Source organism: Shinella sp. GW821-FHT11G07 (assembly GCF_058808115.1).
In genome coordinates this window covers 285,558-307,090 of the sequence record NZ_JBXARJ010000002.1, presented here as the reverse complement: position 1 = coordinate 307,090, position 21,533 = coordinate 285,558, and the positions used below count along the sequence as shown (strand labels likewise).

Genomic DNA, 21,533 nt, shown 5'->3' with positions numbered 1-21,533 from the left:
GGAAAGACCGTCCCTCCCCACCTCCCGCAAGGTTTCCCCCATGTCCGCTTCTCTCGTTGTCTTCGATCTCGACGGTACACTCATTGATACGGCGCACGACCTCGTCGCAAGCCTCAACCACACGATCGGTCTCGAAGGCCTTGATCCCGTCGGTTATGGCGACCTGACCTATCTCGTCGGCCATGGCGGCCAGGTGATGATCAAACGCGCCTTTTCGCTGCGCGGGCGCGAGATTTCCGAGGAAGAACTGCAGCGCATGCTCGGCATCTTCGTCGAGCACTATGCCGATGCCATGCCAGGCGTCTCCGTCCCCTATCCCGGCCTCATCGAGGCAATGGACCGCCTTTCCGGCGCCGGCCATCGGCTCGCGGTCTGCACCAACAAGATGGAGGGTCTCGCGCGTCGCCTGGTCGACGGTCTCGGCCTCACCGCACGGTTTGCAGCGATTACCGGAGGTGACACGTTCGCGGTGCGCAAGCCGGACGCCGAACACCTGCTCGGCACCATCCGCCTCGCGGAAGCCGATCCCCTGCGCACGGTGATGATCGGCGACAGCCTCAACGACATTCTCGTCGCGCGCAACGCCGGCGTGCCGTCCATCGGCGTTCCCTTCGGCTACTCAGATGTGCCGGTGACCGAGCTTGAACCGACGCATGTCATCACCCATTTCGACGAACTGACGCCCGACCTCGTCGAGCGCCTGCTCGCCCGCTGATATCGTTTGGAGTGCCCGTGGACTGGACTGAAACGCTTCTGGACGTCCGGTCCGGCTGGACGCCTGCTCACGAGGGCGAATCCGGCGACCGCGTCCTGCGCAGTCCCGATGGACGCCGCTACGCGAAGCTGGCGAGAAAACACCGTGCGGTGGAACTCGCCGGCGAGCGCGATCGCCTCCTCTGGCTGGCGGGCAAAGGCATCGCCTGCCCGGAACTGCTCGGCTGGCAGGAGAATGAGCACGGCGCCTGCCTTGTGATGAGCGCCGTGCCCGGCATACCGGCGGTCATGCTTTCCGGCAGTGACCTGCTCACGGCCTGGCCCTCCATGGCCGAACATCTCGCTGCCCTGCACGCCCTTCCCGCGGACGATTGCCCCTTCGAGAAAAGCCTTTCAACGATGTTCGCCCGTGCCGCCGACGTCGTGGGTCGCGATGCCGTCAATCCGGATTTCCTGCCGGATGAAGACCGCAACCGTCCGGCGCCGGAACTGTTGGCACGCGTGGAAGCGGAGTTGCCACTCCGACTGGCGCAGGAAGAGCAGGATCGTGTCCTTTGCCACGGCGATCCCTGCATGCCAAATTTCATGGTCGATCCGCGAACGCTTCGCTGCACGGGCCTGATCGACCTCGGTCGCCTCGGCACGGCGGATCCCTACTCCGACCTGACCCTGATGCTTACCAATGCGGGGGAAAACTGGACGACGGACGCGGAGGCCGAAAAAGCCTTCGACATCCTTCTATCCACCCTAAAAAACAAGGCGCCCGACAGGGGGCGCCTTGCCTTTTATCTGAGACTGGATCCGTTGACCTGGGGCTGAGCGATCAGCCCTGGATCTCGCGTGCCTTCTGCGTCGCAGCAAAGGCCTTGCGCACATAGTCGTCACGACCATAGACGTCGTCGAAATATTCGACCTTGCCGTCCTTGTTCGGCCAGGCGGTGAAATAGGCGACGTAGATCGGGATATCCGCCTTGACGCTGAGCGCCTTGTTGCGGCCGGCCGCGATCTCCTTGCCCACCTCTTCCTCACTCACGCCCAAAACGGCGGCTGCCATCTTGCGCGGCTCGACAAGGCGCACGCAGCCATGGCTGAGCGCCCGCATGTCCTTCTTGAAGAAGCTCTTCGACGGCGTGTCATGCATGTAGATGGCATGGCTGTTCGGGAAGAGGATCTTCAACTCGCCCAGCGCATTGTCGCCGCTCGGCGGCTGGCGCACGGAAACGCCTGCGGTCGAACCGTACCAGTTGACCGAGGACGACGGGACGGCCCGTCCACCCACGGCAACTTCGTACCCCATGCGGTCGAGATAGGACGGGTCATTCCGGAGCTTCGGCAGCATCTCGTTGACGATGATCGACTGCGGCACGCCCCAGTACGGATTGACCTCGACGGTCTGCACCTGATCCTGGAAGAAATAGGTCTGGTTCGCCTTGGAACCGACGACCGTGCGCATCGAGAATTTTTCTGCGCCGCCCTCGTAATAATACACCTGGAAGGCGGGCTGGTTGATGAAGACGTGACGGGCGCCGAGGTCGACCGGCAGCCAGCGCGTCTGCTCCAGCGCCACTTCGAGCTTGCCGACCTTGTCGGCCACGGAATCGCCGCCTGTCATCTTGCGGATCGAGGCCTTGCCGACGACGCCGTCCGGCTTCAGGCCGTTTTCCTTCTGGAAGGCTTCGACGAGAGTGACCAGTTCGGGCGTGTAGTCCGGCGTGCCGGAATAGGTGGCGATCGTCACGGAATGATCGGTCTTCAGCGCGTCCGAGCCGTGCTTGACGATCCCCTTGATGATGTTGGCAAGCTCCGGGTTGCTCTGACCGGGCTTCAGGAGTGTGCCTTCGGCGATGACAACACGGTCCTCGCCTTCGGTCTCGGCGCGGAGCTTGGCAAGTTCGGCCTTCAGCGTCTGGAAATCAGCGTTCGCGGGCGAACGGCTCTCCAGGTAGCCTTTGACATTGCTGCTCATCGCCACGTTCTTCAACGCTGCGACGAGATTGACGTCCTTGCGCTTGAAATCGTGATAGCCGGAAATGCGGTTCGGATCGATGCGGCCGCGCACGGCGTCCTGCACGTAGGTCGCAACGGCCGAGGACAGGGCGATCTCGAAGGTGGCAAGCTCGCTGTAGCGCGCGTTCATGTCCGCGCTGTCGAAGCTGTCCGACGGGATTTTCACTGCGTAATCCCAGGGAGCAAGACCGACGGATGCCGCATCCGCCAACACGGCGATGACGGCCTTGGCCTTGTCATTGATGCCCGTGCCATCGATCCAGACGAATTTCTTCTGCGAGCCGTAGAAGGTCTCGACCGCCTTGGCCGCATCCGGCGTCGTGCGCACGTTCACCGTGGAGAAGGCGGCACGGATGCCTGCATCGCCTGCCGGCAGAACTTGTGTCGAAATCGAGCTGGTAACGACCGGATCAGCCAGCCTGTCGACGGCGACGCGCGTCAGGGCGTCAGCCTTGTAGGTGTAATAGCGCGGACCGGTGACGCGCGGCAGAGGCTTTGCCTCCCGCTTCACCTCGGCGCCAGGCAGCGCGGCGCCGGTGGATACGCCGGGAAGCTCCTCGTATTTCGGTTCTTTCTTCTTGCCGCCGCGGATGATGTCCATCAGCGTCAGGGCGTTTGCGGGTGCGGCATTGAGCGTGACGGCGGCACAGGAGAGTGCCAGCGCAGCGGCCAGCACGGCAGTCTTTGTAAGCTTCATCTGTAATCCATTCCCCGAATGAACCGCACGTCGCGGTCTCTCTGGCGGCGCCCGAACCAGCAGGCCGGTAAGTTATAGGAAAGGATGGTGAATGAAAAGGAAACGCCCCCTCCCGCCAGCCCCGCCAAACCTCACAAATCCGTTAGTCCACACCCGGCAAGCGAGACGGATCAGCCCGCGTAAAAATTTGAATTGGCGGCGAAATTTCTCAAAATTCTCGCAAAACGGCTCTCCGGCAATAAAAAAGCACAAAAAAACGAATGCGCGCTTGTGTTGGAAAAAGCACAGCAGGAAAGACGCCTCCCGCCCCTCCCTGCCACCCGTCGTGGCCTAATCGATTTTAACCGAAAGTCTTGTCCCTGCGGGCATTCCGCCCCTTGCAACCCGGTCGCAGATGGGCCAGAGAATTGCGCGATTTCGCGCCAGCGCGGGCCTCCCTGGATAGCCCGCGCTCGCCCGGCCTGCCGCGCCCCATGCGGCGGCATCGCCGGCGGCAGGACGTAGCGCATGGGCTTTAAGCGGGAAGCACAATGACATCGACGCGCACGGAAACGGATACATTCGGCCCCATCGAAGTGGACAACAGCCGCTATTGGGGCGCGCAGGCCCAGCGCTCGCTCGGCAATTTCAAGATCGGTTGGGAAAAGCAGCCGCTTTCGGTCGTGCGTGCGCTCGGCATCGTCAAGCAGGCCGCCGCCCGCGCCAATGCGGAACTCGGCCGTCTCGACCCGGCGTTGGCCAAGGCCATCACCGAAGCCGCGCAGGAAGTCATTGACGGCAAGCTCAACGACCATTTCCCGCTCGTCGTCTGGCAGACCGGCTCGGGCACCCAGTCGAACATGAACGCCAACGAGGTCATCTCCAATCGGGCGATCGAAATGCTCGGCGGTGTCATGGGTTCCAAGAAGCCGGTGCATCCGAACGACCACGTCAACATGAGCCAGTCGTCGAACGACACCTATCCGACGGCCATGCACATCGGCTGCGCCGAGCGCATCGTGCACGACCTGCTGCCGGCGCTGAAGCACCTGCATGCCGCACTCGAGGCCAAGGTTAAAGCCTTCGATCACATCATCAAGATCGGCCGCACGCACACGCAGGATGCAACGCCCCTCACCCTCGGCCAGGAATTCTCGGGTTATGCCGCGCAGGTCGCCTCGGCGATCAAGCGCATCGAACTGACGCTGCCGGGCCTGTGCGAACTCGCCCAGGGCGGCACCGCCGTCGGCACTGGCCTCAATGCCCCGGTCGGCTTTGCCGAAAAGGTCGCCGACCATATCGCAAAAATCACCGGCATCGACTTCAAGACCGCACCGAACAAGTTCGAGGCGCTTGCCGCCCACGACTCGATGGTATTCTCGCATGGCGCCATCAACGCCGCCGCGGCAGCGCTCTTCAAGATCGCCAACGACATCCGCTTCCTCGGCTCCGGTCCGCGCTCGGGCCTCGGTGAGCTGGCGTTGCCGGAAAACGAGCCGGGCTCGTCGATCATGCCGGGCAAGGTCAACCCGACCCAGTGCGAGGCCCTCACCCAGGTCTGCGCCCAGGTCTTCGGCAACCATGCCTCGCTCACCTTCGCCGGCAGCCAGGGCCATTTCGAGCTTAACGTCTTCAACCCGCTGATGGCCTACAATTTCCTGCAGTCCGTCCAGCTCCTCTCGGATGCCGCGATTTCGTTCACCGACAACTGCGTCGTCGGGATCGAGGCGCGTGAGGACAACATCAAGGCGGCGCTCGACCGTTCGCTGATGCTCGTCACGGCACTCGCGCCGAAGATCGGCTACGATAACGCCGCCAAGATCGCCAAGACCGCGCACAAAAACGGCACGACGCTGCGCGAAGAGGCCGTCGGCGGTGGCTATGTCACCAACGAAGAATTCGACGCGGTTGTACGCCCTGAAAAAATGATTATGCCGGGTTGAGGTAGAATTTTCGAATATTCCAGCCGAAAAGGCCGCAGATCATTGGATTTGCGGCCTTTTTTGATTCCTGGCTGCCGCTACGGAACGCACAACCGTTAATCATTCCCAAAGCATTTTCGCTTTATTTTGCGGGTCGGGAGCCAACATGATGAAATCAGGAGCAGCCGAAATGAACACGGCCGTTGCGCAGAAGGTTCAGGTGCCGGATATCGCCGCGCAGGTGACCTATGCCATGCGCGTAATGGGTATTTCTCCAATTCCGCGGAACTACGAGCTGTTCTATGAGGCCTATATCGGCTCGAACCCCAAGCTGACCCGCGAACTTGCAGCCCTTGGCAGCAAGGCCTCGCAGGAAGAGCTTGACGAGATCGGTGCGCAATATTTCGGCCATCACCACGGCGCGACCGCCATCGACGGCGTACACTCGAAGATCGTCGGTGAGCTGGAAGGCCTGCTTCGCCTGCTCAAGCAGGAGCAGACATCGCTCGAAAGCTACAACAGGCTGCTCGACGAAACCTACGGCCGCATCACCGGCAAGAACGCCGCCAGCGTCGACATCATCAAGAACGTCATCGGCGTGCTGACGCAGGCGACCGGCGACACCATCAGCCAAGGCAAGGAGATGGTGGAGAACGTTGCGCAGAAGTCGATCGAGATGGACAATGTGCGCAAGGAACTCGACGAGTACAAGCGCATCGCCAACACGGATTCGCTGACGCAGCTCTCCAACCGCCGCGCCTTCGACGACAGGCTTTCCGCCATCTACAATTCGTCGATGTCGCACAACGTCACCGCGCTGATCCTTGCCGACATCGACCATTTCAAGAAGATCAACGACACCTACGGCCATCCGGTCGGCGACAAGATCCTCGCCTCGGTCGGCAGCCTCATCCGCGCCAATGTGCGCAAGGACATTCTCGTCGCCCGCACTGGCGGCGAGGAATTCGCGATGATCGTCGAGGGCAACACCGAGGAAGAGGCGATGGCGATCGCCGAGCGCATCCGCATCGCGCTTGAGCACACGCCGTTCAAGAATTCCAAGACCGGCGTCAACTACGGCCCGATCACCATATCGCTCGGCTTCTGCATGGCGTCCTGGGCGGAAGGTCCAGGCGAGCTCTACTCGAAAGCCGACATCGCGCTCTACTGCGCCAAGAACGGCGGCCGCAACCGCACCATGGCGTTTGAGGACGGCATGAAGAAGGATTTTGCCAAGAGCTGGCTGATCTACCGCAAGTAAGCGGCAGCCCCGCTTTTGCAGACGCGGCGCCTTCGGGCGCCGTTTTCGTTTGCGGCGGAACCGTGGCGGCGGTCGTGCGTTTCTGCGGCAAGGGAGGAATGTGCCATGCAAACCGGATTTCTTGAAATGACGATGATCGCCGCCCTGATGCTGAGCAGCCTGGTCTGGCTTCAGCCCTTCTGACGATCGTCAAACACCCGGCGGGGACTGTTCCCGCCGGAACATCCCGCCAGACGGCGATGCCCTAGAAAGTCCCCATCAGAGAACACCGAGCCGGGCATGAATGCACCGGCCGCTCCAGACAGGGACCAGGACAATGAAAAAGCTCGCTATCGCCCTCCTCGCAGGTCTTCTTTCCACCGCAGGCAGCACCTTTGCCGCCGACAACGCCATCGACCCGATCGAGGTCGCCTCGCTCTCGTCCTCCGCACAGAAGACGGGGTGGCTGCAAGTGCTCTCCGGCGGCAAGCCGGTCGCATCGGAAAAGAAGATCGCCGCCGTTTCCCGCGCGCCGATCGCCCGCGAACTCGTCGCCTTCGATGAGAAAGTCGCACCGGGCACGATCATCGTCGACAATTCCGAACGCCGCCTGTACCACGTGCTGGGCGACGGCATCGCCATGAAATACGCCGTCAGCGTCGGCCGGGACGGCTTCATCTGGACGGGTTCGGAAAAGGTCACGCGCAAGACCGAGTGGCCGACCTGGACACCGCCGGAAGACATGCGCGCTCGCGAAGCCAAGAAGGGCAAAATCCTGCCGGTCTCGATGAAGGGCGGCCTCGACAACCCGCTCGGCTCGCGCGCCATCTATCTCGGCTCGACCATCTACCGCATCCACGGCACCAACCAGCCGTCCTCGCTCGGCAAGGCGCAATCCTCGGGCTGCATCCGCATGGCGAATGAAGACGTGGAGCACCTCTATACCCAGGTCACCAAGGGCGCGACGGTGATCGTTCGCGACTAACCCGCAATCAGCGGCAGGCGGAAGCGCCTGCCGCTTTCGCTATGGCGATCAGTTCGGGCCGGTACTCGAAATGCATCGTATCGTAGTGGTACCAGCGCCCACCCCAGACGAAGCCGTGTTTCTCGAAGATCGCGATGATCTCCAGCGGGTACTTGTTGGCGTATTTCGGCACCTTGCCCGGCTTGCCGCCGGACCAGACCCAGTAATCCGCAAACTTCGTGTTGAGATCGAGAGCCGCGCCAAAACTGTGCACCGACATGTTCTGCGCGCCGGAAACCTTGCGCCAATTGAATGTCCCGGCCGAGGGCGTCAGGTAACGCTTCAGCTCCGGCTTTGCCGCAAGCTCGTCGCGCACCTTCTCGAGCGCCGCGGCAGCCCCTTGCCGCTTCGTCACGCGCAGCGTTTCGCCAAACCATTTGACCGGAACGAGGTCGGCCTGAACGGCCTTCGCCGATTGGCCGTAGAGGCGCATCATCAAAGGATCACTGCGGATGCGACCGGGGTCGAAATCGACCTCCGGCTTGGCCTCGCAAGCGCCAAGCGGATAGATCTGCCGAAGGCTGTCCTCGACGTCACCGTTGGCGAGTGCCGCCCGGTGATCCTTCGTCCGGCCGTCATCGATGTCGAGCGGGGGACCGCCGTCCTTGAAGACAAGCCTATTGCCTTCGATGCCGGCGAGACTTTCCGGATAGGCCTCCACCAGCAGCTTGAGACGGCTTGCAGGGTCAGGCTCTGCCGCACCGGCGGCGGAGACGGCGAGGAGGCAGGCGGCAATCGCTGCGAGCAAACCGTTAATCGACTGAGATACTGATATAGTCGCCTCCCGCGCCGCGCCAGATTTCGACGTGGATGCGCACGTCGCCATCCAGCAGGCGGCGCGCGGCCGCGCCCTCGATGCGACCGCTGCGAAGCATGCGTTCGGCAAGCTCCCGGTTGCGTGCCGAAGCGAAGAAACCGTCGATGTCATCGCCGGGCTGGCGCACACCGAAGCGGTGGACATTGGCGCGATCCTGCCGGATCACCTGCCAGGGCTGCGTCAGACGCTCGTTGCTGGAATTGTAGAGGTCGTCCTGGCCGATATAGGCGCTATAGCTCTCGATCAGCTCGTCCGCCCTGGCAACGCCGCCCGAAACAGCAAGCACTGCGGCAACAGCCGCCGCAAAAAATCCTGTCCGCATTCTTTACTCCGCTCTCGGCTTTCGCCGTTTACAATCAATGACAAGACGGGCCGAGGCGGCGGAATATTCAGATCCGCCTACCACATGCTCTTGGCGGCCCGACCCGGCCATTCGCGGTCATAGGCAACACCGTCAAACCCCTTCTTGGCCGAAGCGAGCATCTGCCCGACGGTCGGCAGGCAGGCGGTATCGCGAAACTTCTCCGGGTTCCAGAGGTCGGCACGCAGCACCGCGCGGGCGCATTGCGAATAGACCTCCTCGATCGTGATCACCACGACGGAGCGCGGGTGCCGGCCGTCCATCTCAAAGCGCTGGGTGATAGCCTCGTCGATGCGCACCACGGCGCGACCGTTGAGGCGCATGGTGGTGTTGGAGCCGGGGATGAGGAACATCAGGGCGACACGCGGGTCGCGCACGATGTTGGAAAGGGAATCGATGCGGTTGTTGCCGCGCCAGTCGGGCAGCATCAGCGTGCGCTCATCCTCGATGTGGATGACGGAGCCGGCATCGCCGCGCGGTGAGCAATCGAGCCCCTCCGGTCCCACGGTGGCGAGCGCCATGAAGGGCGAGGCCTCGATCATCGCGCGGTATTCCGGCAGCAGGAAATTCGTCACCTTGACGAGCGAGGCTTCGCCCGGTTCGCCGTAAAGCGCGTTCAACTGGTCGACCGAGGTGACGATGGTCATGCGTTTCTCCTGTGCTCTGCTCCTTGCGGCGCATCGCACCCTCGCATGACAGGTTCATGACGAAAAGCCCGTCAGGCCGCGATGCGCCGCCCGTCCTCCGAAAAGAAATCGACAATGCGGTCGATCACCGGCTCAGCGGAAACGATGCGGCGGTGGCCAAAACCGTTCGCCCATTCCAGCGTAACATTCGAGCCGGCGGCGGCATAGCGCCGTGCATGCATGGCCGGCACCTCCTTGTCATCCTCCGCATGGATGACAAGCATGGGCGTGTTGAGACGCCCCGCCCCGTTCGCCGCATCGAAGGCCGAAAGCGGCGCGCCGGCTATACGCTCGACGTGATCTTCCAGTGCAACCTGGGCCTTCGCGCCGAGTTTCAGGTAGCGGCCAAGATCCTTGAACAGCCATAACATTTCGCTCGGCGAGCCGATTGTCACCAGCCGGCGCGGACGGTGCGCCGGCACGGATGGCACAAGGCCGCTCGCGGCACAGGCAAGCGACGCGCCGCCGAAGGAATGGCCACAGAAATAGTCGAAACCGCCGAACCGCTGCCAGGCGGCATCGATCGCCCGAACCGCCATCGGCAGTGTCAGCGTGCGCCCCCGAGACGCGCCGTGCCCCGGCAGATCGAGTGCCACGACTTCATGCCCCGCCGCAACCAGGCCTTCCGTCAACGCGGAAAGATAGGCCGCCTGCGAGCCCCAGCCATGCACGACAAGGACCCGCCCCGCAAAAGCCTCGCAAGGGCGAGCCGCGAAACGATGGGCAACGGCCGTGCCGCCGGCAAAAGAGAGTTCGACGCGCTGTGCCTGCCGCATCCACCCTTCGGAGCGGGCGAACAGTTCCCTCTCCTTGGCGGTGCGCGGCCTGCGGCCGGGCGTCGTCGCAAAGAGACGGAAAGCGGCGCGGCCGGCCGCCGCGGGAGAGACGGCTGCGACGCTCGAAAGCGCGAGCCGGATGACCTTCAAGCCAAAGGATGCCATAGTGGGAATCCATCAAAAATGTTCAATGCTGAACAATAAAGTACAACGATGAACAAAAAGCAAGCCTTTCCCTGGGATCATCCGCGCTTTCGCAGCTGGATTGGCGTGGCGCGCGCCTGCCAGCTCATGCAGCAGACGATGACCAAGGCGATCGCAGACCTCGACATCAAGACGCCGCATCTCGACATCCTGATCAACCTCTACCGGTTTGACGGCATTTCCCAGCAGGAGCTAGCCAGAAAACTGCTCGTCGGCCGCTCGAACATGAGCATGCTGCTCCCGCAGCTGGAAAAGCGCGGGCTGATCGAACGCAAGCCTGATGCGAAGGACAAGCGCGTGCTGCGCCTCTCCCTGACGCAGGCCGGCCGCGACCTCACCGAGGATGCGATGACCATTCAGACCGGCATGATCGACCGTATCCTCTCCCAGACGCCGGCCGATCGATGCCTGCAGGTCGCCGAGGCCATGGAGGACCTGATCCATATCCTCCAGACGATGGAGACGGATAGCGAACCGGACGACCTCTAGACCTGGGCGAGATCATCTGCCCGCGTCGACTTCAGCGACAGGAACTCCCATAGCGCAACGCCGAAGAGCACAGCCGCGGCGGCCATGAAGAGCTGGTAGGGTTCGACGACGGGCACGACTATGGAGAGGCAGAGCAGCACGGCAATGCCCACGAGATGCGACAGCGGCGAGCGCCCGCGGATCGCCGCCTTGAACCAGATGTTACCGGCAAGAAAGACCACCGGCCCGCCGATGATGGCGCTCGCCGTCTTGAAATCGACAGGACCGTGCGGATGCGCCAACGCAAACTCCTCCGCCACCGCCGACAAAACGATCCCGGCAACGATGGGGATATGGGCATAGGTGAAGGCCATGCGCGCAATACGGCCGGGTGTTGCCGTATGCTCGATCAGATGCGCCGCCTCGCCATGGCCGAAACGGAAGTAGATCCACCACATCGTCGCTGTGGACAGGAAAGCCACCGCAAGCAGGATGATCGTGAAACCGTCGAGCAGTTCCATGCCAGCGACGGTGCGCCCGGTCACCAGAATGGTTTCGCCAAGGCAGATGATGACGAAAAGCGCGCAGCGTTCCGCCATGTGTTCGCCCGAGACCTCCCAGTCGCTCACTGTCGAACGCCCGAGGCCCGGCACGGCGAAACCGAGCGCCGGCGAAAGATAATCGATGCCGAGCGCGATAAGCCAAAGCACCAGCCGCGCCTCGTGCTCGACGAAAGCACCGGCAAGCCAGAACACCGCGGAAAACAGCGTCCATACGGTAATGCGGGTGAAGTTGAGGCTGTTTTCCGGCCAGTCGCGCCGCATAACATAGGCGGTGAAGGCCGAGCGGCCGACCTGCATGGCAACGAAGGTCAGCGCAAAAAGAAGACCGCCCTCACCGAAGGCCGTCGGAATTGCGATCGACAGCATCAGGCCGAAGAACATCAGAACGAAGAGCAGGATACGCACCGGCGCCTTGTCGGGATCGAGCCAGTTCGTCGCCCAGGTCGTGTAGATCCAGACCCACCAGACCGCCAGCATCAGCACCGCCGCCTCGACAAGGCCGGTCGGCGAATAATGCGCCGCCAGCGAATGTGAAAGCTGGATGATCGTCAGCACGAAGACGAGGTCGAAGAAAAGCTCGGCAAAAGCCACCTTGCCTTCCTTCGCCGTGCCGCGGGCGCGCAGGCAAGCGGATTCGGCGAAGCGTTCGTCGTTCGTCGCCGTCATCGCGGCTCCTTTCGCGTTAAGCCAAGGGCGTTCAAACCGCCGGTCGAATCATTCCAGGGCATCGCGACCGCGGCACATAGACGCGAGAAGAACACGACCACGTCATCGCTGGAAGTCGGTTTATTAGAAATGACGCATGCCGAACGAACTGGCCACAGCGAAGTGTGTGCCCTCACCTGGCCTCTTCCTGCGTGAGGCGTTGCCGTTCTTCCGCTTCCGCCCGCTCCCGGGCCGTACGGGCGGCAACCAGATCGGCCGGTTGGGCATTGCCGCGGATCAGCTGGCGGCCGGCATAAATACCGCCGATCGTCTCGAGCTCCAGGCGTTCGCGGTCGACATCGCGGAATTCCTCCACCACTTCAGCGGCAAGATCCTCGTCCTCGCCGAGTGCTTTCAGCGTTTCGCGGCTGAACACCATTGCCGATTCGAAGGTTTCGCGAATCTGGAAATCGACGCCGGCATGCACGAGGTCGATGGCATGGCCACGGTCATAGGCGCGGGCAAGCAAGGGAACGAGTGGGAATTCATCCTTCACCACCTCCGCGATCTTCACCGCAGCCGCCTTGTCGTCGAGGCAGATCAGGATCGCCTTGGCGGTCGCCGCACCAGCGGCATGCAGGATATCGATGCGCGAGCCGTCGCCGTAATACACCTTGAAGCCGAAATCCGCGGCGTCGCGCACAAACTCGGCATCCTTGTCGATCAGCGACAGCGTATAGCCCCGTGCCAGCAACGGCTGGCTGACGATCTGGCCGAAACGGCCGAAGCCGATCATCAGCACCGTGCCTTCGACATTTTCCGGCAGCGTCAGTCCCTCGGTCGAGGGCTGCTGCTTTGGCACAATGCGGTCGTGCAGGATGACCATCAGCGGCGTCAGGACCATCGAGATGATAATCGTCGCCGTCAGGATGGCATTTTCCTCGCCGTTGAGAATGCCGGCGGCTACCGCTGCCGCATAGAGCACGAACGCGAATTCGCCGCCCTGTGCCATCAGCACGGCGCGCTCCAGGCTTTCCGCATGGCAGGTGCCGAGCAGACGGGCAACGACATAGATGAGCAGCGTCTTCGCCACCATGTAGCCGATGACGCTCGCCACAACGAGCTGCCAGTTGGCGGCAATGACCGTCAGGTCGATCGCCATGCCGACGCCGAGGAAGAACAGGCCAAGCAGGATGCCGCGGAACGGCTCGATATCCGCCTCCAATTGGTGGCGGAAGGACGATTCGGACAGCAGCACGCCCGCGAGGAAGGCGCCCATGGCCATCGACAGGCCCGAGACCTGCATGGCAAGCGCCGAACCGAGCACGACGAGCAGCGCCGCCGCCGTCATCACTTCGCGCGCGCCGGAGGCAGCGAGTATTCGGAAGAGCGGATTAAGCAGGTAGCGCCCCGACAGCACCAGCGCCACGATCGCCCCAATGGCGATGCCGATCGAAAGCCAGCGGTCGGACGCATCCGTCGCCGCTGCGCCCGTGCCGAGTAACGCCACGATGGCGAGCAGCGGCACGATGGCAAGGTCCTCGAAGAGCAGGATCGCCACGATACGCTGGCCCTTCAGCGTGGACATCGTGCCCTTCTCCTGCAGCATCTGCATGACGATGGCGGTGGAGGTCAGCACGAAGCCGGTGCCGGCGACGAAGGACGGGATGAGCGGAAACCCGAAGGAAAGGCCAATGCCAGTCAGCGCCGCCATGGCCCCCATGACCTGGATCGCCCCGAGCCCGAAAATGTCCTTGCGCATGCCCCAGAGCCGCGACGGCTGCATTTCAAGGCCGATGATGAACAGGAACATCACCACGCCAAGCTCGGCAACATGGATGATCGCCTGCGAATCGGCAAAGAAACCGAGCCCGAAGGGACCGATCGCAAGCCCGGCCGCGAGATAGCCGAGTACGGAACCCAGCCCGATCTTCTTGAAAATCGGCACTGCAGCGACACCCGCCGCCAGAAGCACGACAACCTGCGTCAGATCGTTTGCATTCGCTTCTGCTGCCAAAGGACATCTCCCGTTCGGTTCTGGGTGGACGCTACCTCGGCAGGCAGGCCAATCTTTTATCGTGGCTTTTCTGACATATCGCGGCTCATGCCCTTCTCCGCAAGCTCGCGCTCGTAGTCTGCGAAGAGGTCAGCGCCCTTTTCCCCGAGTTCCCGGAGATAGGACCACGTGAAGATGCCGGTATCATGAAAATCATCGAAGCCGATGCGCACGGCGTAATTGCCCGTCGGTATCATGGAGATGATCGCGACATTGCGCTTGCCCGGCACGGTCAGCTTCTGTCCCGGCCCGTGGCCCTGCACTTCCGCAGAGGGCGACAGCACGCGCAGCATTTCGGCAGAAAGGTCGAAGCTCGCGCCGTCATTGAAGGTCACGACGAGGCGCTGGCGATCCTTCGAGACACGCAGTTCGGTCGGCCAGAGATCGCTCATGGCATGCCCTTTCCCATAAGAATTCGTGAAGGACTATGCCGCAAGCCGGGGATGTGCAAGGCTGAAAATGCTGTCATAATCGCCGCATCGACTTGAAGCTTCGCCCCACGCGCACGACATGTCGGTAAGGAGGACGTGGTTTGAACTCGTATGCTGGCCCCTGGAACGGCGCGAACGCCATCGCGCAATCCGACGCACCGATGATCGACCCCTTCGGGCGGGCGATCACCTATTTGCGCGTGTCGGTCACGGACCGCTGCGATTTCCGCTGCACCTATTGCATGGCGGAAAACATGACCTTCCTGCCGAAGAAGGATCTTCTGACGCTCGAGGAGCTCAACCGGCTCTGTTCCACCTTCATCGCCAAGGGCGTGCGCAAGCTAAGGCTGACCGGCGGCGAGCCACTGGTCCGCAAGAACATCATGTATCTGGTGCGCGAACTCGGCCGCCATGTGCATGACGGCCGGCTCGATGAGTTGACACTGACGACGAACGGCTCCCAGCTCGCAAAACATGCAGCCGAACTTGCCGATTGCGGCGTGCGCCGCATCAACGTCTCGCTTGACACGCTCGACCCGCAAAAATTCAAGTCGATCACCCGCTGGGGCGAGCTTTCCAAGGTTATGGAAGGTATCGACGCAGCGCAGGCGGCCGGCCTGAAGATCAAGATCAACGCGGTCGCCCTCAAGGATTTCAACGACGGTGAAATTCCGGACCTAATGCGCTGGGCGCATGGCCGCGGCATGGACCTCACCCTTATCGAAACCATGCCGATGGGTGAGATCGAGGAAGACCGCACCGACCGCTACATGCCGTTGTCGGAAATGCGCGACCGCCTCGCCGAAGAATTCACCCTCACCGAAAACGCCTACCGCACCGGCGGCCCGGCCCGCTACGTCATGGTCGAAGAGACCGGCGGCCGCCTCGGCCTCATCACGCCGATGACGCATAATTTCTGCGAAAGCTGCAACCGCGTGCGCCTCACCTGCACCGGCACGCTCTATATGTGCCTTGGCCAGAACGATGCGGCGGACCTCCGCCTGCCCCTGCGCGCCGCCGAGGACGATGCCTTGCTCTCGCAGGCGATCGACGAGGCGATCGGCCGCAAGCCGAAGGGCCACGACTTCATCATCGACCGCCGCAACCGCCCGGCCGTCGCCCGCCATATGAGCGTCACCGGCGGCTGACCCGCCAAAAGCGAGGTTTGGGTGAAGTTTCTTCTCGCTGCATTGCTTTGCGCCACCCTGCCCGCCGTCACGATGGCTGCGGAGCGTCCCGAAGGCATCGCCGCAGCCGAGGCCGTCGCCAAGGCCGCCTTCGGCACGGACTGCGACATGAACGGCATGCCGGAAGTGCCGATGGCCGAGCCCGATGGCGAAGGATACGGCCATTCCGTCTACAGCTTCTCCTACAAGCCCGACTACGACCCCAATGGCCCCGACGTTCAGGTCGAGGTCTACCAGCTCTTCTGCGGCTCCGGCGCCTACAACATCCGCCACGCCTTCGTGTTGAAGAAGAGCGACGACGAGTCCCTGAAACTGGCAACCTTTGCCACGCCCGACCTCGACTACAGCTACGCCGACGAGGAGATGAGCAAACTGAAGGCCGATCCGAACGTGCGCGGCTTCCGCGCCACCGGCCTGCTTGTGAACGCTACCTTCGACCTGGAAAAACGCACGGTCACCAGCCACGGCGCCTGGCGCGGCATCGGCGATGCCTGGGACAGCGGCGAATGGGTGTTCCGCAATGGCGACTTCATCCTGACCCGCTTCGAGGTCGACCCGACCTACGGTGACCCGGATCCAGCTGCGGAAAGCTACGTCGTCTATGAGGTCGCCAAATAGCGGTGCCTGCGGAATGACGGAAGAGCGCCAGCGAACAAAAAAAGGCCGGGTAAAAACCCGGCCTTTTTGATGTCAGAGGAGTTTTCCGACCTACGCCGCGTAGTGCTGACCGTAGGAGCCGCCCTGCCGCATATCGAGATCGCGGGTCTTGAAGTGGTCGATCTTCTGGTTGAGGCTTTGCACCCGACGGCGCAGGCCGTGGATTTCGGCGGTGTTCTCCTCCACCATCGCGGCATTCTGCTGGGTGATAAGTTCGACCTGATGCACCGCCTGGTTCACCTCGTTGATGCCTTCATACTGGGCGGCGGCAGCGGCCTCGATCTTGCCGACCAGACCATGGATCGACGAAATGTGCTCGTTGATCACCGAAAGCGCCTCGCCGGTCTCGGTGACGAGCGCGACGCCGTTGCGTACCTGCGTCGAGCTGGCGGAGATAAGGCCCTTGATCTCACGGGCGGCACCCGCGCAACGCTGGGCAAGCTCGCGGACTTCCTGCGCGACAACCGCAAAACCGCGACCCGCCTCACCAGCGCGCGCTGCCTCGACACCGGCATTCAGTGCCAGCAGGTTCGTCTGAAAGGCGATCTCGTCGATGACGCCGATGATCGTGCTGATCTTTTCCGACGAGCGGTTGATCTCGCCCATGGCGTCGACCGCCTTCGCCACGACCTCGCCGGAGCGCTTGGCATAGCTGTGCGTCTCGTCGACCGAAACCGCCGTCTTCTGGGCACTTTCGGCCGTCGAGCGCACGATGTCGGTCAGCTGGCGGAGCGCTCGCGAGCTTTCCTCCAGCGCCGCCGCCTGCTGCTCCGTGCGACGGGCAAGATCGTCAGCCGACGCGGCAAGATTGTCCGTGCCGCCGTTGATTTCCATCGTCGTGGCGCGGACGTCCGAAAGGGTCAGGCGCAGTGCTTCGACGGCATTGTTGTAGGTGCGGGCCATGGCGACATATTCGGCGGCGAGAGCCTCCGTCATGCTTTCTTCCAGATTACCGGCAGCAAGCTGTCCGAGCACGTCGGAGAGCGCTGTGAGCGCCTCGGTCTGCTCCGCCTCGATGCGGGCGCGCTCGCTGGTGCGGCGCGCCTGCTCTTCGGCCGTCAGCTGCCGCTGGGCTTCTGCCTCGTGCTCCAGCCGCACGTTTTCGCGCGCCGCATCGCGGAAAACGGCAACCGAGCGCACCATGTCGCCGATTTCGTCACCACGGTTGCGGCCGTCGATGCTGATGTCGAGGTCACCGCTGGCAAGCCGCGACATGGCCTCGGTCACGCGTTTCAGCGGACCGCGCAGCGTCTCGACCAGCATCAGGCCACCGATGATGGCAAGCAGCGTGCCGGCAACCATGGCGATGAGCGAGACGTTTGCCGACCGCTGGCTGTCCGCCTTGCCGGCCTCCTGGGCCGTGGAGACGAACTGTTCGAGCGTGGTGCTGGCATCCGCGACGGAGGCATAGGCGGCAGCGCGTGCGCCCTGCCATTTCTCCCCGACGGTGATGAGGTCCTGCGTGCCCTTCTCGATGCTGGCAAGTGATGGCGCCAGCTTTTGCGAAAGGTCGCGCAGCGCCGCATTCTTCGTGCCAAGCTTGGCAAGTTCGGCAGCGCTGGTCGCAACGGCCTTCACATCGGCCAGCACAGCATCGCGGCTGCCCTGGTCGAGCTTGCGGTGCAGTTCGCTGATATGCAGACGGGTCTCGTCAATGCCCTTGAACGTATCGCCCATCAGGGTGATCAGCGTCTTCAGGAGACCGATCTCCGCATCCATGCCGACAAAGCGCTTGGCGGCGGTATCGGAGTTCTTGCCTGCTTCCTTCAGGAAGTCGGCATCGAATTTCGTGAGCTTGGAGAGCACCGACATGAATTTCGTCTTCTTGCTCTCCGCATCGTCGGTGCCGGCAAGGATCTCCTTGATCTTGGCGACTTCCACCTCGAACGGCTTGATCTGCCCCAGGGCCTTCGTCGAGGCGATCGCCTTCGATTCATCCAGCTGCTTCAGAAGCTGCGGCAGATAAGTTTCGGCAGCCTTCACCTTGTCCTCCGGCTTCATCGCCAGCGCGACGGGCTTGCGGAACTTGCCGATGCGTTCGGCAAGGCCCTGATAGGCGGCGGCATCGAAAAGCAGCGCCTTGGCAAAGGCTTCCTTCTCGCCCGATTCACTGCGGATGACGCCGATCTGCTTTTCGGCAAACGCGCCATCCTTGGCCATCGCCGCCAGCGCGCCCTCAAGCGCTGCCGTCACGGCATTGCGTTCCTGGTCGATCGCCCACAGCGTTTCGGCCTGGCTGCGCATCGTGCCGGCAAGCGCCACGACCGAGGCAATCTTGGCCTTTTCGGCGGCATCCGGCAGCAGCGCATCAAGATCCTGGATCCCCGCCTCCTGCTCGTCGATCCGGGCGCCCAGCGCATCGCGGGTGTCCTGTCCCGGCCGGTCGGCAAAATCCTGCAGCCCGGTGCGCAGGTTCTGGAAGTGCGACAGGCTGTTGATCGTCTCGCGGGTGACCGTCATGTGGCCGTTCAGCGTACTCGCGGTGAAATAGCCGACAAGGCCGATGCCGGCGATCAGCGCGACGAGAGGGATGACGAACAGCAGCACCTTGGTGACGATGCGGCGCTGCTGGAGCAAGCGGTCAATGAAGGACATGGGTTCCCCGACGTTTTTTTAACGACCAAGATCCCTGCGGGTGTTCCTCAAAGCCGAAGCGGCCGCTGAAGCTCGTCGTTGCGAGCGCGGCCGGCCAGATGGCATGTCGGGGCTTCGGCCGATCCCACACCGGGCGGCCTGCCCTCACCCGTCGCATCATGCGATCGTTCATTGGGATGCCGCAACGATAGGTGGGGAAACTTAAGGAAGTCCTTCGGGAAAACGGCAGAAACTCAGCGTGTTGCGCCCAGCTGGCAGGGCTTCATGCCCAATATTCGCCCATCCGCTGCTTCCTTCGGCACAGACCCTGTTTGTTCCGATGGCATACGGCACACAATCAGCCTATGAGAGTGCATACAGGCTTGGAATCATCCGCATGAATCTCACCGGAAACGCCAGGGGCGCTCTGTTCATGGCCATCGCCATGGCGGGCTTCACCTGCAACGATGCCCTCGTCAAATCCGTCACCGCGACGATGAATACCGGCCAGATCCTCTTCGTGCGCGGTCTGATGACGACGGTGCTTGTCGTCGTCATCGCCCATTGGATGGGCGCGCTCCGCTCCTGGCGGGTGATCCTGCAACCTGCCGTCATGCTGCGGCTTGTGGCCGAAATCTTCGCGTCGATCGCCTATGTGTCCGCGCTGGGGGCCATGCCGCTCGCGAACACCGCGGCGATCCTCCAGGCGCTGCCGCTCGCCGTCACGCTGGGTGCCGCGCTGTTTCTCGGCGAAAAGGTCGGCTGGCGGCGCTGGCTGGCCATCACCGCTGGCTTCGCCGGTGTGCTCATCGTCATTCGCCCGGGTCCGGAGGGATTTTCGCTGGCGGCTGCCTATGTGATCGCGTCCGTTGTCGGCGCAGCGGCGCGGGATCTTGCGACGCGGCAGATCAACAGCGACGTGCCCTCGCTTTTCGTCAGCGCCGTCACGTCTGCCACCATCACGCTCACAGGCGCCGCCCTGATCGAGCCGATGGGCGGCTGGCAGCCGATGTCCGCGGAAACATTCGGCCGGCTCGCCGTAGCGAGTGCACTGCTTCTCATCGGCTACCAGGGTATCGTCAGCGCCATGCGCTCCGGCGAGATCTCCTTCATCGCCCCCTTCCGCTATACGAGCCTCCTCTGGGCGATCGCCATCGGGTTCCTGTTCTTCGGCGAGTTGCCGGACCTCTGGATGACGGTCGGCGTCGCCATCATCGTTGCCTCGGGCCTCTACACCTTCTACCGCGAAAACCGCCGCAGCGCGGCGGCCGTCGCCCAGGAGTCCAAGCCGGAATCGCCCTGACGTCGGAAAGGGTTGCGACCGGCGCCTTCACCGACTAGACCGGATGGCGAGGGATACGGGCAATAGGAATGAGATGGTACTGGCGCATGCGATACCGGGCGTGATCCTTGCCGGAGGCCTTTCCTCCCGCATGGGACAGGACAAATCGCGCATCCGCCTCGGCGGCACCGCACTCATCGATCGCGCCGCCCGGCGGCTGCGCCCGCAGGTCTCCACCGTCGCCGTCAATGCCAATGGCCCCGTGCTCTTCGAGCGTGGCGAGGAACTTCCGGTCTTTGCCGACCTCGATGCGGCCCGCGCCGGGCCACTTGGCGGCGTGCTGGCCGCGCTTGACTACGCGCGCCGCGATCATCCGGATGCCAGCCACGTCGTAACCGTTCCAACGGACAGTCCCTTCTTCCCGACCGACCTCGTCGCCCGGTTTTCCCGCGTCATCGACGCGCCGGACCGCATCGCCGTTGCGCGCTCGGCAAGCGGCCTTCACCCCGTCTTCGCCCTTTGGCCGGTGGCGCTTGCCGCCGATCTTGCCGACTGGCTCGCAAGCGGCGGCGCCCTGCGCGTGCGCAGCTATCTCGAGCGCCACCAGGCGCGCGAAGTCACGTTCCCGCTGATCGAGACGGCGCGTGGCGATTTCGATCCCTTCTTCAACATCAACACGCCGGGCGATCTCGACGAAGCGGAAAACTGGCTTTGGATAATGGAACGATGACGCGACCGAAAATTTTTGGCATTGCCGGATGGAAGAATTCTGGCAAGACCGGCCTCGCCGTCCGCCTGGTGACGGAACTGGTCGCGCGCGGCTACCGCGTCTCCACGATCAAGCACGCCCATCACGACTTCGACATCGACAAGGTCGGCGCCGACAGCTACCGCCATCGCCAGGCCGGCGCCTATGAGGTGACCATCGTCTCCGGGACCCGCTATGCCATCATGCACGAATTGCGTGGTGCTGCCGAACCCTCCTTCGAGGAAATCCTCGCCCGCCTCGCCCCTTGCGATCTCGTGCTGATCGAAGGCTACAAGCGCGAACCGATCCCGAAGATCGAGGCTCGGCGCCTCGAAGCCGCCAACCGCACGCCCCTTGCCCCCGAAGATCCGCATATCGCCGCCATCGCCGCGGATCACCCGGTGACGGACACGACGCTCCCCGTCTTCGATCTCGACAATACAAAAACCATCGCCGACTTCGTCGTCGCGGTCACCGGCCTGGGGAAAGGCTGAG

The 21,533-nt window shown here is 63.0% G+C and carries 20 protein-coding genes; 11 read left to right on the top strand and 9 right to left on the bottom strand.

The window, feature by feature from the left end:
- Positions 1-40 precede the first annotated feature (40 nt).
- On the top strand, positions 41-715 hold the full coding sequence (locus tag AC1RT2_RS04980) for an HAD family hydrolase (RefSeq protein WP_493099981.1): 675 nt from the start codon (positions 41-43) through the stop codon (positions 713-715).
- Positions 716-732: 17 nt separating this feature from the next.
- Positions 733-1,533 carry an APH(3'') family aminoglycoside O-phosphotransferase gene (locus AC1RT2_RS04975; protein ID WP_493099979.1) on the top strand — a complete coding sequence of 267 codons (801 nt, stop codon included), beginning with the start codon at positions 733-735 and terminating at the stop codon, positions 1,531-1,533.
- Between the two features lie 4 nt (positions 1,534-1,537).
- On the opposite strand, the gene AC1RT2_RS04970 is transcribed toward AC1RT2_RS04975, so the two are convergent.
- Positions 1,538-3,418 (bottom strand): L,D-transpeptidase family protein, encoded by a 1,881-nt coding sequence (locus AC1RT2_RS04970; protein WP_493099977.1) that lies wholly within the window; start codon positions 3,416-3,418, stop codon positions 1,538-1,540.
- A 530-nt stretch (positions 3,419-3,948) separates the two neighbouring features.
- Between AC1RT2_RS04970 and fumC the strand changes: the two genes are divergently transcribed.
- The 3 genes from fumC to AC1RT2_RS04955 all read left to right on the top strand — a co-directional run bounded on the left by fumC (position 3,949) and on the right by AC1RT2_RS04955 (position 7,544).
- Complete coding sequence (fumC, locus tag AC1RT2_RS04965; RefSeq protein ID WP_493099975.1) at positions 3,949-5,340, top strand: class II fumarate hydratase; 1,392 nt, start codon at positions 3,949-3,951, stop codon at positions 5,338-5,340.
- A gap of 169 nt (positions 5,341-5,509) precedes the next feature.
- Positions 5,510-6,580, top strand: a complete 1,071-nt coding sequence (locus tag AC1RT2_RS04960; RefSeq protein ID WP_493099973.1) for a GGDEF domain-containing protein — start codon at positions 5,510-5,512, stop codon at positions 6,578-6,580.
- A gap of 316 nt (positions 6,581-6,896) precedes the next feature.
- A complete protein-coding gene (locus AC1RT2_RS04955; RefSeq protein ID WP_493099971.1) occupies positions 6,897-7,544 on the top strand; it encodes a L,D-transpeptidase in 648 nt (215 codons plus the stop codon).
- 7 nt (positions 7,545-7,551) lie between these two features.
- Here the strand turns inward: AC1RT2_RS04955 and AC1RT2_RS04950 are convergent, their stop codons facing one another.
- The 4 genes from AC1RT2_RS04950 to AC1RT2_RS04935 all read right to left on the bottom strand — a co-directional run bounded on the left by AC1RT2_RS04950 (position 7,552) and on the right by AC1RT2_RS04935 (position 10,388).
- Positions 7,552-8,331, bottom strand: coding sequence for a M15 family metallopeptidase (locus tag AC1RT2_RS04950; RefSeq protein WP_493099969.1), 780 nt, complete (start codon positions 8,329-8,331; stop codon positions 7,552-7,554).
- A gap of 4 nt (positions 8,332-8,335) precedes the next feature.
- On the bottom strand, positions 8,336-8,722 hold the full coding sequence (locus AC1RT2_RS04945) for a hypothetical protein (RefSeq protein WP_493099967.1): 387 nt from the start codon (positions 8,720-8,722) through the stop codon (positions 8,336-8,338).
- Positions 8,723-8,799: 77 nt separating this feature from the next.
- Complete coding sequence (locus AC1RT2_RS04940) at positions 8,800-9,408, bottom strand: pyridoxamine 5'-phosphate oxidase family protein (protein ID WP_493099966.1); 609 nt, start codon at positions 9,406-9,408, stop codon at positions 8,800-8,802.
- Positions 9,409-9,479: 71 nt separating this feature from the next.
- Positions 9,480-10,388, bottom strand: coding sequence for an alpha/beta hydrolase (locus AC1RT2_RS04935; protein WP_493099964.1), 909 nt, complete (start codon positions 10,386-10,388; stop codon positions 9,480-9,482).
- Positions 10,389-10,436: 48 nt separating this feature from the next.
- On the opposite strand from AC1RT2_RS04935, the gene AC1RT2_RS04930 reads away from it, so the two are divergent.
- Positions 10,437-10,916: a MarR family winged helix-turn-helix transcriptional regulator gene (locus AC1RT2_RS04930; protein ID WP_493099962.1), complete on the top strand. Its 480-nt coding sequence runs from the start codon at positions 10,437-10,439 to the stop codon at positions 10,914-10,916.
- Here the strand turns inward: AC1RT2_RS04930 and AC1RT2_RS04925 are convergent.
- From AC1RT2_RS04925 to AC1RT2_RS04915, 3 genes are all read right to left on the bottom strand, one after another.
- A complete protein-coding gene (locus AC1RT2_RS04925) occupies positions 10,913-12,124 on the bottom strand; it encodes a low temperature requirement protein A (protein WP_493099960.1) in 1,212 nt (403 codons plus the stop codon). The two genes, AC1RT2_RS04930 and AC1RT2_RS04925, sit on opposite strands and share 4 nt — an antisense overlap.
- A gap of 172 nt (positions 12,125-12,296) precedes the next feature.
- Positions 12,297-14,120 carry a monovalent cation:proton antiporter-2 (CPA2) family protein gene (locus tag AC1RT2_RS04920; RefSeq protein ID WP_493099958.1) on the bottom strand — a complete coding sequence of 608 codons (1,824 nt, stop codon included), beginning with the start codon at positions 14,118-14,120 and terminating at the stop codon, positions 12,297-12,299.
- 56 nt (positions 14,121-14,176) lie between these two features.
- Positions 14,177-14,551, bottom strand: coding sequence for a gamma-butyrobetaine hydroxylase family protein (locus tag AC1RT2_RS04915; protein WP_493099956.1), 375 nt, complete (start codon positions 14,549-14,551; stop codon positions 14,177-14,179).
- A 200-nt stretch (positions 14,552-14,751) separates the two neighbouring features.
- On the opposite strand from AC1RT2_RS04915, the gene moaA reads away from it, so the two are divergent.
- Positions 14,752-15,738, top strand: coding sequence for a GTP 3',8-cyclase MoaA (gene moaA, locus AC1RT2_RS04910; protein ID WP_493100388.1), 987 nt, complete (start codon positions 14,752-14,754; stop codon positions 15,736-15,738).
- A gap of 21 nt (positions 15,739-15,759) precedes the next feature.
- Entirely contained in the window at positions 15,760-16,395 is a 636-nt protein-coding gene (locus AC1RT2_RS04905) for a hypothetical protein (protein ID WP_493099954.1), read from the top strand.
- A gap of 90 nt (positions 16,396-16,485) precedes the next feature.
- Here AC1RT2_RS04905 and AC1RT2_RS04900 read toward each other — a convergent pair whose 3' ends face one another.
- Positions 16,486-19,029: a methyl-accepting chemotaxis protein gene (locus AC1RT2_RS04900; RefSeq protein WP_493099952.1), complete on the bottom strand. Its 2,544-nt coding sequence runs from the start codon at positions 19,027-19,029 to the stop codon at positions 16,486-16,488.
- A 376-nt stretch (positions 19,030-19,405) separates the two neighbouring features.
- Here AC1RT2_RS04900 and AC1RT2_RS04895 point away from each other — a divergent pair, with 376 nt between their 5' ends.
- The 3 genes from AC1RT2_RS04895 (at position 19,406) to mobB (ending at position 21,532) form a co-directional block, all read left to right on the top strand.
- Positions 19,406-20,311: a DMT family transporter gene (locus AC1RT2_RS04895; protein ID WP_069058528.1), complete on the top strand. Its 906-nt coding sequence runs from the start codon at positions 19,406-19,408 to the stop codon at positions 20,309-20,311.
- A gap of 73 nt (positions 20,312-20,384) precedes the next feature.
- Complete coding sequence (mobA, locus tag AC1RT2_RS04890; RefSeq protein ID WP_493099950.1) at positions 20,385-21,020, top strand: molybdenum cofactor guanylyltransferase MobA; 636 nt, start codon at positions 20,385-20,387, stop codon at positions 21,018-21,020.
- Entirely contained in the window at positions 21,017-21,532 is a 516-nt protein-coding gene (gene mobB / locus AC1RT2_RS04885) for a molybdopterin-guanine dinucleotide biosynthesis protein B (RefSeq protein ID WP_493099948.1), read from the top strand. The genes mobA and mobB overlap by 4 nt, the downstream gene beginning before the upstream one ends.
- Position 21,533: the final 1 nt, after the last annotated feature.

Coding starts and splice junctions, on each gene's coding strand:
- AC1RT2_RS04940 (WP_493099966.1), bottom strand. CDS start 9,408: ATGACCATCGTCACCTCGGTCGACCAGTTGAACGCGCTTTACGGCGAA.
- AC1RT2_RS04930 (WP_493099962.1), top strand. CDS start 10,437: ATGAACAAAAAGCAAGCCTTTCCCTGGGATCATCCGCGCTTTCGCAGC.
- moaA (WP_493100388.1), top strand. CDS start 14,752: ATGATCGACCCCTTCGGGCGGGCGATCACCTATTTGCGCGTGTCGGTC.
- mobB (WP_493099948.1), top strand. CDS start 21,017: ATGACGCGACCGAAAATTTTTGGCATTGCCGGATGGAAGAATTCTGGC.
- AC1RT2_RS04895 (WP_069058528.1), top strand. CDS start 19,406: ATGAATCTCACCGGAAACGCCAGGGGCGCTCTGTTCATGGCCATCGCC.
- mobA (WP_493099950.1), top strand. CDS start 20,385: ATGGTACTGGCGCATGCGATACCGGGCGTGATCCTTGCCGGAGGCCTT.
- AC1RT2_RS04915 (WP_493099956.1), bottom strand. CDS start 14,551: ATGAGCGATCTCTGGCCGACCGAACTGCGTGTCTCGAAGGATCGCCAG.
- AC1RT2_RS04970 (WP_493099977.1), bottom strand. CDS start 3,418: ATGAAGCTTACAAAGACTGCCGTGCTGGCCGCTGCGCTGGCACTCTCC.
- AC1RT2_RS04945 (WP_493099967.1), bottom strand. CDS start 8,722: ATGCGGACAGGATTTTTTGCGGCGGCTGTTGCCGCAGTGCTTGCTGTT.
- AC1RT2_RS04925 (WP_493099960.1), bottom strand. CDS start 12,124: ATGACGGCGACGAACGACGAACGCTTCGCCGAATCCGCTTGCCTGCGC.
- AC1RT2_RS04955 (WP_493099971.1), top strand. CDS start 6,897: ATGAAAAAGCTCGCTATCGCCCTCCTCGCAGGTCTTCTTTCCACCGCA.
- AC1RT2_RS04900 (WP_493099952.1), bottom strand. CDS start 19,029: ATGTCCTTCATTGACCGCTTGCTCCAGCAGCGCCGCATCGTCACCAAG.
- AC1RT2_RS04980 (WP_493099981.1), top strand. CDS start 41: ATGTCCGCTTCTCTCGTTGTCTTCGATCTCGACGGTACACTCATTGAT.
- AC1RT2_RS04935 (WP_493099964.1), bottom strand. CDS start 10,388: ATGGCATCCTTTGGCTTGAAGGTCATCCGGCTCGCGCTTTCGAGCGTC.
- fumC (WP_493099975.1), top strand. CDS start 3,949: ATGACATCGACGCGCACGGAAACGGATACATTCGGCCCCATCGAAGTG.
- AC1RT2_RS04960 (WP_493099973.1), top strand. CDS start 5,510: ATGAACACGGCCGTTGCGCAGAAGGTTCAGGTGCCGGATATCGCCGCG.